This is a genomic window from Ruminococcus sp. OA3 (assembly GCF_022440845.1).
Lineage (GTDB): Bacteria > Bacillota > Clostridia > Lachnospirales > Lachnospiraceae > Ruminococcus_G.
The window spans coordinates 1,663,488-1,676,889 of the sequence record NZ_JAKNTO010000001.1; the positions used below are offsets into that span (position 1 = coordinate 1,663,488).

Here is a 13,402-nt window from a genome sequence, read left to right on the forward strand (position 1 = left end):
ACACAATAAAAAGAAAGAGGAGGCGGCATGAGAAAAATCAGATTAACAACGGCACAGGCACTGGTTAAATTTTTAAACAACCAATATTTGAGTGTTGATGGAGAGGAAATCAAGTTTGTAGAGGGTGTAATGGGTATCTTTGGACATGGAAATGTCGTAGGACTGGGTGAGGCACTGGAACAGTATAAAAATGAAATTACATATATCCAGGGAAAAAACGAACAGGATATCGCGAATGTCTGTATTGCATTTGCAAAACAAAACAGAAGAAGAAAAATATACGCATGTACGTCCTCCATTGGTCCGGGTGCTCTGAACATGGTGACTGCTGCGGGAACGGCTACCGTTAACAGAATACCTGCACTGTTTCTGCCCGGGGATGCCTATGCTGACAGGCAGCCTGATCCAGTGCTCCAGCAGATGGAATGTGAGTCTGATGCCACAGTTTCGGTCAATGATGCGTTTAAGCCCGTGACAAAATACTGGGATCGGATCAGCAGGCCGGAAATGTTGATGAGAGCATGCCTGAACGCAATGCGTGTACTGACGGATCCTGCACAGACAGGGGCTGTTGCGATCTGTCTGCCACAGGATGTGCAGGGCGAATCTTATGATTATCCAGAAGAGTTTCTCGAAAAGCGGATCTGGTATGCAGAGAGAAGAGAACCTTCATATCAGGCGGTCAGCCGTGCTGTGGCACTGATCAGGACAAAGAAAAAACCGATGATCATCTCAGGAGGCGGGGTTCGGTATTCCGATGCAGGAGCACAGCTCTTAGCATTTGCGAAGAAGTTTCACATACCGTTTGCGGAGACCCAGGCTGGAAAAGGAGAAAATACGTCTGAAGAATTTTATAATCTCGGATGTGTCGGTGTCTGTGGAACTCTCAGCGCCAATCTTATGGCAAAAGATGCAGATCTGATACTTGCTGTTGGTACAAAGCTAAATGACTTCGTGACTTCATCCAAGTCGGCATTTGGAAGAGATGCCGCGGTAATATCAATTAATACCAGTGTAATGGACAGCATGAAACTGGATGCGCTTTCAATCGCGGCAGATGCAAAACGAGGATTGGAAGTGCTAAAGGAGAGGCTGGCTCAGGAGGGATACCGGTCAGCGTATTCTGGAGAGATTGACAGAGCAAGAGAACAATGGGATCATATACGCGGCGAGATGGTGGAAACAGACTGTAAACAGGGCCTGAGTCAGACAAAAGTGCTGCTGGCATTAAACGACATGTTCGGAACAGAAGATATTGTGGTGGCTGCCGCAGGAAGTCTTCCGTCGGATCTGGAAAGAATCTGGAGGCCGAAACAAAAGGGGAGGTATCATCTGGAGTATGGATTTTCCTGCATGGGATACGAAATCTCGGGTGCCCTGGGAGTTAAAATTGCATGCCCCAAATGTGAAGTGTACGCGTTTGTGGGGGACGGAAGCTTTCTTATGGCACACTCTGATCTCGTAACAAGTCTTCAGGAAAATATTAAGATCAACATTTTGCTGTTTAACAATGGGGGACATCAATGTATTCATAATCTGCAGCAGAATCAGGGAATCGGCTCCTTTGCGACAGAATTTCGCTACCGGGAACCGAAAACCGGGGAACTGACCGGAGAATATACGCAGATAGATTTTGCCGGTGTAGCCAGTGCTTACGGTGCGGATGTATGGAAAGTTTCCACCATGGAAGAACTTGAACAGGCCTTTTGGGAGAGCAGAGAGAGCAGCAGATCCACATTAATTGAAATTGCTGTGCTCCCGGGAACGATGACAGATGGCTATGAGTCATTCTGGCGTGTCGGACTGGCTTCTGTATCAGATAAAGAGAGTGTACGGACATGTTACCGGAAACTCGAGGAAACCGTCCGGGAATTAAGACAGTATTAATTTTAAAATGGAGGAACATACGATGTTGAATATTAAATACGGCTGTGCACCTATCAACTGGTCCAACGATGACCTGCCTTCTCTCGGTGCCGAACTGACATATCAGCAATGTCTGAGTGAGATGGCACTGGCAGGATATGAGGGCAGCGAAGGGGGATGGAAATATCCGAAAGAATCATCAGTCATAAAAAAGGCCCTGGACCTGAGGGGGCTGGTAATCTGCAATATGTGGTTCAGCAGCTATTTTACCAGCTTTGAAAACGAAAAGACGTATCAAGCATTTGAAGAGCATATGGACTATACATACGATCTGGGCGCCAGAGTCATCGGTGTGGGCGAATGCGGTGTGACGATCCATGGAGATATCGATCAGCCGCTTGTGGCAAACAGACCGGTTCTGACAGATGAACAGTTTGAGAACCTCTGTGAAGGTTTGAATGAGCTGGGACGCAGGGCAAAAAGAAAAGGGATGAAAGTCTGTTTTCATCCACATGTCGGCACAGGGGTCGAAACGCTTGAAGAAATCGACAGGCTGATGGAACATACAGAACCGGAACTGGTATTTCTGACCTTCGATACAGGGCACAGTACCGTTGCAGGGGAGCGCGCAGTGGAGATCCTGAAAAAGTATATCGACAGAATTGGACATATCCATGTGAAAGACGTGAGAGGTGAAGTTCTGCGCAGGGTCAGAGAAGAAAATCTGAGCTTCCTGCAGGGAGTGCTGGCGGGGATGTTCACAGTGCCGGGCGACGGAACAGAAGTGGATTGGGACGGAATATTTGACACGTTAAGGGAATGCGGATACGAGGGATGGATTGTCGTGGAGGCAGAGCAGGACCCTGCGATGGCCGATCCGTTGGAATATGCACAGCGGGCGAGAGCTTATATGAAAGGAAAACTGGGAGTTTAGCTTTCCAAAGGAGCAGACAGGGGGGATGACTGTGAAAAGTAAAATCATATGTCTTGATGAGGCGGCGGATTTCATAAAAGAAAATACAGTTTTGATGGTTGGAGGATTTCTGGGATGCGGAGCACCCAACGGTATTCTGGATAAGCTGATTGATAAAAAAGTGTCCGGACTAACCTTAATCTGTAACGATACGGCATTTCCGGATGAGGGTGTAGGAAAAATGGTTGTAAACAGGCAGTTTACCAGAATATTGGCAAGCCATATCGGTACAAACCCGGAAACAGGGCGTCAGATGCAGAATGGAGAGACACAGGTAGAGCTGATCCCACAGGGGACACTTGCAGAGGCAGTGCGCCAGGGCGGAGCAGGACTCGGAGGATTTCTGACACCGACCGGTATCGGGACTGTGGTTGAGAAGGGAAAGCAGGTCATGGAAATTGACGGCAGAAAATATTTACTGGAGAAACCGCTGCGCGCTGATGTGGCGCTGATTAAGGCAGCCAGAGCGGATAAGTCCGGTAATCTGTTTTTGGCGGGGGCAACCAGAAATTTTGGACAGATCATGCCTCCGGCTGCTGATCTTGTGATCGTGGAAGCTGAAGAAATCGTGGAGGCAGGAGAAATTGGGCCGGAGCATGTGCACGTACCGGGAATCTATGTGGATTATCTTGTAAAAAGCAAATCCGGGAAAGGAGCGGCAGTATGAATCATAAACAGTTAATTGCAGCGCGTGCGGCCAGAGAATTAAAGGACGGGGATGTGGTGAATCTTGGAATCGGACTTCCCACACTCGTGGCAGAATCCGTACCGCAGGAGATCAGCCTTATGATACAGTCTGAAAACGGGTTTATCGGCTTGTCGGGACGGCCGGAGGCGGGCAGGGAGAACAGCAATGTAGTCGATGCGGGCAGAAATTTTGCATCCATTGCAAAGGACGGTGCATTCTTTGACAGTGCGTCATCATTTGCCATGATCCGCGGCGGGCACGTTGATGTGACGATTCTGGGAGCACTGCAGGTTGACGAAAATGGTGACATTGCCAACTGGATCATACCGGGTAAGATGGTTCCGGGGATGGGAGGGGCGATGGACCTTCTGACAGGCGCACGAAGAGTAATTGTTGCAATGGAACATACAAACAAAGGAAATCATAAAATTCTGAAGAAATGTACGCTTCCTCTTACGGCTGTGGGCGCCGTCGATACGATCATTACAGAAATGGGCGTTATGGAGGTGACAGAAAAGGGAATGATTCTTACGGAGTATCATCCTGCATATACCATAGAACAGATTCAGGAGGCTACAGGATGCAAACTGCTGATAAGCAGGGAATTAAAACCAATGACAGATGAAGGACTGAAAGATTGCGGGGTGGCAGGATGATCACAGGAGTAATTGGAAGCGGGACCATGGGGAGGGGCATTGCGCTTGCGTTTGCACAGACGGAGGGTTATGAAGTGCATTTTTGCAGCAGAAAAGAAGCGGGTGCAGAGAACGGAAAAGAAAAAATCAGGCAGGCATTGGAAAAACGCGTTGCGAAGGGCAAGTTGACACAGGAAACATCAGAGAAGATCCTGGAAAGGATAAAAACAGGGACGAAAGAAATATGCGCTCAGGCAGATCTGGTCATTGAGAGCGTGAAGGAAGATATGGATACCAAAAAAAATCTGTTCAGGGAGCTGGAGACAATCTGCCCAAAAGGCTGCATTTTTGCTACGAATACCTCCGCGTTGTCCGTCACGGAGATGGGACAGGATCTGGAACGGCCAATTGTGGGAATGCATTTTTTTAATCCTGCGGAAATGATGAGGCTGGTTGAGGTTGTGGCTGGAATGAATACGCCGGAATTTCTGGTCAGTCGGGTAACAGAGATTGCCCGGAGTATTGGAAAGACACCGGTTCAGGTACAGGAATCGGCAGGCTTTATTGTAAACAGGATTTTGATTCCCATGATCAACGAAGGAATTTTGCTCTATGCCAATGGAATCTCATCAGCCGAAGAGATCGATGCTGCCATGAAAGCAGGGGCAAACCACCCGATGGGACCGTTGGAGCTGGGGGATTTGATTGGACTGGATGTTGTGCTGGCAATTATGGAAGTTCTGCAGAACGAAACCGGGGATTCTAAATACCGACCGCACCCGCTGCTTAAAAAGATGGTGCGCGCGGGGCAACTGGGAAGAAAAAGCGGCAGTGGTTTTTATCGGTATGCTTAGGAGTACGGATCGATGAAAGAAAAGAAACCAAACTTGAAATAAGGAAAACGAAATGATATAATCATAAATATAATACATTAGAATAAAATAAAATGAAAGGAAAGGCTGGGGACGGATATGGTGAAAAAACTGGATTTGATTTTGGCGGGCCGTGCTGGAATTGATTTGAATACGACGGTGCTTAATTGTCCGTTTGCACAGATACCTTCTTTTACAAAATCAATTGGAGGTTCTCCGGCAAATATTGCACAGGGCGCAGCCCGGCTGGGTCTGAGAACCGGGTTCGTAGGAAAAGTAGCAAAAGATGGTATGGGAGAGTACATATTACAGAGTTTTAAGGAACAGGGAATTGATACATTTGGGATTCAGGTGGATCATACGGGAGCGCGCAACTGCATTGCACTGACGGAAATTTTAAGTCCGGACAACAGCGGCACCTATCAGAGCAGTTCAGAGGCGTTTCACCATGGAACCTATCTGTATCGGGAAGGGACAGCAGATTTGCTGCTCAGTCCGGATGAAATTGATGAGGCTTATATAGCGGATGCACGTGCAGTGCTGCTCTCGGGAACTGCGTTTTCTGCCAGTCCGTCCCGCGAAGCCATGTTTCAGATAATCAAACATGCAAAGAAGCATGAGACTGCGGTGATTCTGGATATTGACTACAGACCCTTCGGGTGGAAGAGCAGGGAGGAAGCCGCACGCTGCTATACGGAGGTCGTTGTGCAGGCAGATGTCGTGATCGGCAACCGGGAGGAATTCGATGCGGTCGAGTATCTGACAATGCCGGACAACAAAGACAACGAACATTCTGCCAGGACACTGATCGAACAGGGAGTGCGGCTCGTCATTGTAAAAGACGGAGCGAAAGGATCATGGGGATATGTAAAAGAGAAACCTGCCGTGCAGTGCCAGGTCATACCGACCAGGGCTTTGAAGACGTTCGGCTCAGGGGATGCTTATGCTGCGGGGCTGATGTACGGACTTTTAAATGACTGCAGTCTGCGCCATGCGATGCAGCTGGGAACGGCATGTGCATCCATTGCACTGACAAATATCAGCTGTGCGGATGGGATTCCAAAGCTCGAGAAGGCAGAGCAGGTCAGGACGGCATACTTTGAGAGGAATAAAGGGTGAAAGAAAACTTTCCCCCATCCCTGATTCCTGACAATCGAAGGCGCAGGGTGGCTTTCGATTGTATGAGCCGCAGCAAGTGCCGCATGGGAGGTAAACATGAGATGGGATAGAGATTATGTAAAAGAGGCCGCTGATTCAGGGAGGGTGATACCGGGATTCAACATTTTTGGATATGAAGATGCGCTCGCAGTCACACGTGCGGCGGAGGAAGCCGGGTGTCCGGTGCTCCTGATGGTGAACAGAGGCGCAGTAGATGCGATGGATGCAGAATGCTGGGGAAAGCTGCTTTCCTCGATTGCACAGCGTGCCGCAGTTCCCGTCGGGGTTCATCTGGACCATTGTTCGGATACGGATATCATCAGACGTGCAGTTGACAGCGGATTTAGTTCGGTCATGTATGACGGGTCAAAACTTTCGTTTGAAAAGAACCGGGAGATCACACAGCAGATGGCAGAATATGCACATGCCTGCGGGGTGTTGCTGGAAGCAGAGCTTGGACAGGTGCCGTACAGTGACCTGGGAGAGACGGAGATACGGTATACTTCACCGGAGGAGGCTGCCGGTATATCATCTGAAACAGAGGCGGACTGGCTGGCTGTGTCTGTCGGAAATGTACACCGGCTTGTGGACCGTACGGTCACGATAGATTTTTCAGTGCTGCATCAGATACAGAAGGTTTGCCGGCTTCCGCTTGTCATTCATGGATCCAGCGGCGTTAGCAGCGGCGATATTAAAAGGCTGAAACATGAGCACATCGGTAAAATGAACTTTGGAACTGTTCTCAGAAAAGCTTTTTCTGATGCGCTGAGAATGGAGATGCAGGAACATCCGGAGGAATTTGACCGGCTGAAATTATTTGCGTATCCTGTCACCAGGGTAGAGCAGGAAGCATATCAGATTATCAGCATGCTGCAGGGCATACCAGATTTGAGCCGCGGCAAGTGCGGCGAAGGAGGAAAAAATGAGAATTCAGCAGAAAGAACCGTTTAAGACGGGGTATCAGGCAATTACAGAGCTTCAGGGGAAGCACAGTGATATGATGATGGATTTTGGCGTCTTAAAGCTAAAACCGGGTACAGAGTTTGAGGACGCGCTTATGCTGGAACGTGCGTATCTGTTACTGTACGGTGAGATAGAGGTCACGTTTGAAGGCAAGACGGTGCGGGCGAAGAGAAAGAGCTTCCTCGATGACGATCTGTGGTGTCTGAACGTCCCGGAAGGTGTAAAGGTGAAAATCACCGGTATTGCCGATGACAGTGAAGTGGCAGTGATGCGTACAGAGAATAAGCGGGGTTTTGAGTCTGCGGTCCGCTGTGGAGACGACATTGTAAAGGAGGTTCGGGGAAAGGGGTTTATGAATGAAGCCGGTACAAGAATTGTAAGGACAGCCCAGGACCACAGACTGACACCTGATTCAAATCTGATGCTCGGCGAAGATGTGCATTATCCAGGAAAATGGTCGGGATTTCCGTCCCACTCACATGCTCAGCCGGAGATTTATTTCTATAAATTTTATCCGGAAAATGGGTTCGGGCTTCTGAAACTGGGTGATGAGGGTATATTGCTGGAGCATAATGATACGGTGAAGATCATACCGGACAAAGTACATCCGCAGGTTGCGGCGCCTGGTTACGCCATGTATTATATCTGGGTCATCCGCCATCTGGATGGAAATCCATATCTGGGTCCTGATTTTGAGGAGCAGCACCTGTGGGTGGAAGAACCCGGTGCAGTGTACTGGCCGGATAAAAGTGAGGGAGGGACAGAAAATGTTTAATGAGGAATTTCATCTGGAACATCCGCTTAAATGGGGGATGGTCGGAGGCGGAAGAGGAAGTCAGATCGGCTATATACACAGGTGTTCTGCAGCGCGTGACCGTCTGTTCACGCTGACAGCGGGTGCCTTTGATGTCGATGAGGAACGCGGCAGGGAGTTTGGTGTGAATCTGGGTGTACCGCCTGAACGCTGCTATTCTGACTACAAGACAATGTTTGCCGGGGAGGCCAAACGTCCGGATGGGATAGAAGCCGTAACGATCGCAACGCCCAACGGAACGCATTATGAGATCTGTAAGGCTGCACTCAATGCGGGACTGCATGCAGTGTGTGAAAAACCACTGTGTTTTACAGGCGCGCAGGCGAATGAGCTGCTTGCACTGGCAGAGGAGAAAAACCGGATTATCGGTGTGACATATGGCTATACCGGGGCACAGATGATTCACCAGGCTAAAAACATGATTGCCCGCGGTGATCTGGGGGATATCCGCATTATCAACATGCAGTTTGCCCATGGATTTCACTCCGCAGAAGTCGAGAAGAACGACGCGGGGACGAAATGGAGGGTCAATCCGGCAACAGCGGGCCCGTCGTATGTACTGGGTGATGTGGGGACACATGCGTTGTATCTGGCAAAGGCGATGATACCGTCACTGGAAATCGAAGAACTGATGTGTAACCGGCAGAGCTTCGTAAAGAGCCGTGCCCCGCTTGAAGACAATGCATTTGTACTGCTGCATTTCAAGGGAGGAGCAGTTGGAAATCTCTGGGCGAGCTGTGTCAATGCCGGTTCCACGCACCAGCAGAAAATCAGAGTGGTAGGCTCAAAAGCCAGCGTGGAGTGGTGGGACGAGCACCCGAACCAGCTGCGTTATGAAGTGCAGGGACAGCCGGTACAGATCCTGGACAGGGGAATGGGATATCTGTATCAGGACGACGAGATGGTCACTCAGGACAGAATGGGGGGCGGACATGCGGAAGGCCTGTTCGAAGCCTGGGCCAATCTGTACCGCCGGTTCGGAACTGCGATGGACCGCGTGAACCATGGACAACGAGCCGGTGATGTGATGGATGACCTGTGGTTCCCCAATATCCGTGATGGTGTGCAAGGGGTGAAATTCATTGAAAGATGCGTCTGCTCCGCGGATCAGGGCAGTGTATGGGTGGAATACTAAAATACTGACAGAGAAGTGAAATACTTGATTTTCCTCCGGTCTTTGACTATATTGTACATATAGGAAGAGGACTGGAGGAAATTTTTATGCGTTTGGAAAAAATACAGCAAAAGTTAAAAGATATGCGGCTGGAATACCGGTATACGGAAGTGGACGGCTGCGGAAGCCTGGACTTTGACTACCGGGGAGTGGGATATCATGTCTGGGAGTTTGAAGACAATGGCTTCGGGGCTGAGACGAATGTGAGAAACGGCGGTCAGAGTGAAGATGTTCTGGGCGATTATGAGGAGGAGATCGTACGAATCCTGGATGCGTGGAAGTAAAACAGATATCATACAAAAACGGTCCCGGCCAGAGCGGGACTGTTTTTGTATATTGTCAAAGAGTTCAGACCATAGATTCATAAATCCTGACAACGTCTGACTCGGTAAGAGGAGCAAAACCTTCCAGGATACCGTTTCTGCCGTCGCCGAAGCAGGCGCGGTGAGCCATGGCAGGTATATCTTCTGCTTTTGCTCCCAGCTCGGAGAAATCACCGGGCATCCCGATGGAACCAAGGAACCGGCGAAATGCGTCAATTCCGCTGCGCGCCGTAGCCTCGGGGTGATCGAAATCCATCTGGCATCCCCATACGCGCACAGCAGCCTGAGCGAAACGCATGATATTGTGATGCATGTTGTATTCCATCACGGCGGGCATAACAACTGCAAGACCGGCGCCATGCGCGCAGTCGTATTCTGCTGACAGTTCATGTTCAATATTATGGCTGGACCAGTCCTGGGTTCTGCCTACACCGCAGGCGTTGTTGTGAGCCATCATGCCGGCCCACATGATATTGGCACGTGCATCGTAGTGGTTCGGTTCGGCGATCACCCTTGGTCCCTCATGGATCATTGTGAGGAGCAGGCCTTCCAGCAGGCGGTCGGTGGCTTCGACTTCCCTGGAAGTTGTCATGTAGCGCTCAAAAAGATGAGCCATGATATCCGTGATCCCACAGGCAGTCTGATATGGAGAAAGTGACTGCGTCAGTTCAGGATTCAGAATCGAAAAACGCGGGCGAAAAGCCTCGCCGGTTGCACCGCGCTTAAACATGCCTTTTTCATTCGTGATGACAGAGTCAGGAGAACCCTCACTGCCCGCCGCGGCGATGGTAAGAACGGTTCCGATGGGAAGTGCCTTAGTCACGGGCTTTCCCTGATAAAAATCCCAGAAATCTCCGTCATATACTGCGCCGGCTGCGATCGCCTTGGAAGAATCTATGGTGCTTCCGCCGCCGACAGCCAGTACGAAATCCACCTGTTCTTTGCGGCAGAGAGAGATTCCCTCGTACACAAGACCACTGCGCGGATTTGGCTGTACACCGCCCAATTCCACATAAGAGATATCTTCACGTTCCAGGGAAGCCTTGATACGGTCAAGAAGACCTGATCGTACGACGGAGCCTCCGCCGTAATGTAGCAGTACCTTGCTGCCGCCAAAGCGTTTTACGCATTCGCCGGCCTGTTCCTCACTCTGTCTGCCGAATACGAAATAAGTAGGGGCATAAAATGTAAAATTATCCATTGACTTCCTCCTTCTATCTTTGAAATAATTGATACTGACTTTAATTTTACTACAAATGACAGCTAAAAGAAATGAAAAATCATAAATAGGGGGGAGTTGCCTGAATTTACTGGATTTTATATCATGATAATCCTATAATAATAGACATAAAACAGATGATCCGCATGATGAGAGAACCAGATATAAAAGTGATTCTTCAGGGAATCGGCAAAAAACAGGAGGACACAGTATGATACAGGAAATATATGATTATGTAAAGCAGCTGCAGATGATTGACACGCATGAACACCTTCCGGCATATGAGCACATGCGGGAGAAAAATGACGTAATCACAGAATTTCTGGCGCACTATTTCAATGTCGATCTGGTAAGCGCAGGAATGTCCGGAAAAGAGTGTGCTGCGTTAAAGGGAAGTTCTTTGAACATTCTGGAGAAATGGGAAGTGCTAAAGCCATACTGGGAAGTCTGCCGCCATACCGGATATGGGCAGTCCCTGCAGATTGCAGCGCGGGAGATATATGGCATTGACAGCATCTGTGCAGAGACCATAGAGGCTTTAGATGCCGCATATCAAAAAGGTTTTGATGGAAACCATTACCGGACAGTCCTGAAAGAGAAGTCCAAGATAAAGGTGTCGATACTGGACACGTGGGGAGATGAAGGCTTTGACAGGGAATACTTTATTACTGCCAACAGGATTGATACGCTGATCCAGCCCCGGACGGGCAAGGATATGCTGGAACTGGAACAGGCTGCGGGAGTCTGCATATCCTCATTTGAAGATTATCTCAGCGCGTGTGAGATCCGCCTTAACCAGTATGATAAGGTCAGTCATATATTAAAGCTTGGCATTGCATACTCACGTTCGCTTGACTTTCTGCCGGCAACAAGAGCAGAGGCTGAGGCAGCGTTTCTGAAACTCCTCCGATCCGGGGGCGGATACATAGATAAGGAGGAACAGATATATTACTGTGATCCTGTTCTCACGAATTATCTGTTTCGTTTCATTACCGGTCTTGCACAGGAAAAGGGAATGGTCATGCAGATACATACCGGAATTCAGGAAGGGAACGGAAATATTCTTTCCAACAGCCGGCCGTCGCATTTGAATGAAATATTTCTGGAGTATCCGAAGATGAAATTTGACCTGTTTCACATCGGCTATCCCTATCAGAGTGAGCTTGGCGCATTGTGCAAGATGTTTCCCAATGTTTTTGTAGATATGTGCTGGGCGCATATCGTATCACCGGTTGCCGCCAGACAGATCTTAGACGAGTGGCTGGAACTGTTTTCTTTTTCCAAGATCAGTGGTTTCGGCGGGGATTATATGCTGATTGACGGTGTTTACGGACATCAGTTTATGGCAAGGAATAACATTGCCAGGGTACTTTCCGGGAAGGTGGAAGAAGGGCTGATGGATACAGAGCAGGCGTGCCGTATCGGCAAGGCACTTTTGTATGACAATCCGGCAAGGATATTCGGCATTGAAGAATGACATCGACTGTGTGAAGGACAGATGTTGTTGGGGAAAAGTTCCGAAACTGAGGGAAACATTTTGTGACAAACGTCAATTGTCAGGCGGCAGAATATGATATATAATGAACTCATACGATACGTGTGCGGACACGTTGGAGGCACTATGAAAATAACGATTAAAAAAATTGCGGAAGTGGCGGGTGTATCGAGGGGCACCGTAGACCGGGCGCTGAATCACCGGAGAGGAGTAAATCCTGAGGTTGCAAAACGGATTATCGAGATTGCCGATCAGCTGGGATATCAGCCGGATCTTGCGGCGAAAGGACTTGCGGCGAAACGATATGCTCCGAAGCGGATTGGAATTCTACTGTGTTCCGGAGGAAATCCCTTTTTTGACGAGGTGATGGAAGGGATCAGGGATGCACTGGATGAGCTGAAAGTGTTTGAAGTCAAAAGCTCCATGAAATTTACAAAAGGTTTTGATTTAAAAGATCAGTTGAAAAAGCTGGATGAATTCCGGCAGGAGGGAATAGACGGACTGGTGCTCACGCCGGTATATTCGGAACTCGTGGCTGAAAAGCTGAAAGAAATGAAGCGGGAAGGGATAACCGTTGTCACCATTAACACGGATATCGATGATTCGGACAGGCTGGCTTATGTGGGCTGTGATTACGTTAAAAGCGGGAAGGCTGCCGCAGGACTGCTGGGCATGATGGATTCAGGAAAAGAAGAACGCGTCATATTAGTTGTGGGGTCCCAGATGGTGCTGGCACAGGCGGAGCGGTTAAAGGGCATCTTTGATACACTCAGAGATGGTTACAAAAATATCAGGGTGACAAGGATTATTGAAAATAATGAGGATGATGAAACTTCCTACCGGCTGATCAGGGAGGCACTGCAGGAAGATCCCGGTCTTATGGGAATCTGTTTTGCAGGTGCAGGACAGGAGGGCGGTCTCCGGGCGATCAAAGAATCGGGACGGGGAGGCAAACTCCGGGTTATCACCTATGATCTGACGGAGGTGGTCAAAGGATACCTGAGGGATGATGTGGTTTTTGCGACGGTGTGCCAGGAACCGTATAAGCAGGGCTATCTTGGGGTTGATATTCTGGGAAAATATCTGCTGACCGGCAAACATCCTGTAGAGCCATGTGTATATATGCATATTTATATAGCAACGAAGTATACCGTATAGATTTTTCTCTTTACAACGTGTAAAGAGAAAAAAATATGATATAAACGTGTGCGAACACGACAAA

General features: G+C 48.9%; 13 protein-coding genes. 12 read left to right on the plus strand and 1 reads right to left on the minus strand.

Annotated features, from left to right (window positions below; all coding sequences use genetic code 11):
- Positions 1-27: 27 nt before the first annotated feature.
- The 10 genes from iolD (at position 28) to MCG98_RS07560 (ending at position 9,427) form a co-directional block, all read left to right on the plus strand.
- Complete coding sequence (iolD, locus tag MCG98_RS07515; RefSeq protein ID WP_240301413.1) at positions 28-1,887, plus strand: 3D-(3,5/4)-trihydroxycyclohexane-1,2-dione acylhydrolase (decyclizing); 1,860 nt, start codon at positions 28-30, stop codon at positions 1,885-1,887.
- A 22-nt stretch (positions 1,888-1,909) separates the two neighbouring features.
- Positions 1,910-2,800 carry a myo-inosose-2 dehydratase gene (iolE, locus tag MCG98_RS07520; protein ID WP_240301414.1) on the plus strand — a complete coding sequence of 297 codons (891 nt, stop codon included), beginning with the start codon at positions 1,910-1,912 and terminating at the stop codon, positions 2,798-2,800.
- Positions 2,801-2,831: 31 nt separating this feature from the next.
- Entirely contained in the window at positions 2,832-3,506 is a 675-nt protein-coding gene (locus MCG98_RS07525) for a CoA transferase subunit A (RefSeq protein ID WP_345891632.1), read from the plus strand.
- Positions 3,503-4,183, plus strand: coding sequence for a 3-oxoacid CoA-transferase subunit B (locus MCG98_RS07530; RefSeq protein WP_240301415.1), 681 nt, complete (start codon positions 3,503-3,505; stop codon positions 4,181-4,183). Before MCG98_RS07525 ends, MCG98_RS07530 begins: the two co-directional genes overlap by 4 nt.
- Positions 4,180-5,016, plus strand: coding sequence for a 3-hydroxyacyl-CoA dehydrogenase NAD-binding domain-containing protein (locus tag MCG98_RS07535; protein ID WP_240301416.1), 837 nt, complete (start codon positions 4,180-4,182; stop codon positions 5,014-5,016). Before MCG98_RS07530 ends, MCG98_RS07535 begins: the two co-directional genes overlap by 4 nt.
- A gap of 117 nt (positions 5,017-5,133) precedes the next feature.
- On the plus strand, positions 5,134-6,153 hold the full coding sequence (iolC, locus tag MCG98_RS07540) for a 5-dehydro-2-deoxygluconokinase (protein ID WP_240301417.1): 1,020 nt from the start codon (positions 5,134-5,136) through the stop codon (positions 6,151-6,153).
- A gap of 96 nt (positions 6,154-6,249) precedes the next feature.
- A complete protein-coding gene (locus tag MCG98_RS07545) occupies positions 6,250-7,143 on the plus strand; it encodes a class II fructose-bisphosphate aldolase (RefSeq protein WP_240301418.1) in 894 nt (297 codons plus the stop codon).
- Positions 7,115-7,930: a 5-deoxy-glucuronate isomerase gene (locus MCG98_RS07550; protein WP_240301419.1), complete on the plus strand. Its 816-nt coding sequence runs from the start codon at positions 7,115-7,117 to the stop codon at positions 7,928-7,930. The genes MCG98_RS07545 and MCG98_RS07550 overlap by 29 nt, the downstream gene beginning before the upstream one ends.
- Entirely contained in the window at positions 7,923-9,104 is a 1,182-nt protein-coding gene (locus tag MCG98_RS07555; protein WP_240301420.1) for a Gfo/Idh/MocA family oxidoreductase, read from the plus strand. Before MCG98_RS07550 ends, MCG98_RS07555 begins: the two co-directional genes overlap by 8 nt.
- Before the next feature lie 86 nt (positions 9,105-9,190).
- A complete protein-coding gene (locus MCG98_RS07560) occupies positions 9,191-9,427 on the plus strand; it encodes a kinase (RefSeq protein WP_240301421.1) in 237 nt (78 codons plus the stop codon).
- 64 nt (positions 9,428-9,491) lie between these two features.
- Here MCG98_RS07560 and MCG98_RS07565 read toward each other — a convergent pair whose 3' ends face one another.
- The gene (locus MCG98_RS07565) at positions 9,492-10,667 is read right to left on the minus strand and encodes an iron-containing alcohol dehydrogenase (protein WP_240301422.1); all 1,176 of its coding nucleotides are present in this window, start codon (positions 10,665-10,667) and stop codon (positions 9,492-9,494) included.
- Positions 10,668-10,896: 229 nt separating this feature from the next.
- On the opposite strand from MCG98_RS07565, the gene MCG98_RS07570 reads away from it, so the two are divergent.
- On the plus strand, positions 10,897-12,162 hold the full coding sequence (locus MCG98_RS07570; RefSeq protein WP_240301423.1) for an amidohydrolase family protein: 1,266 nt from the start codon (positions 10,897-10,899) through the stop codon (positions 12,160-12,162).
- Between the two features lie 144 nt (positions 12,163-12,306).
- The gene (locus MCG98_RS07575) at positions 12,307-13,338 is read left to right on the plus strand and encodes a LacI family DNA-binding transcriptional regulator (protein ID WP_240301424.1); all 1,032 of its coding nucleotides are present in this window, start codon (positions 12,307-12,309) and stop codon (positions 13,336-13,338) included.
- Positions 13,339-13,402 lie beyond the last annotated feature (64 nt).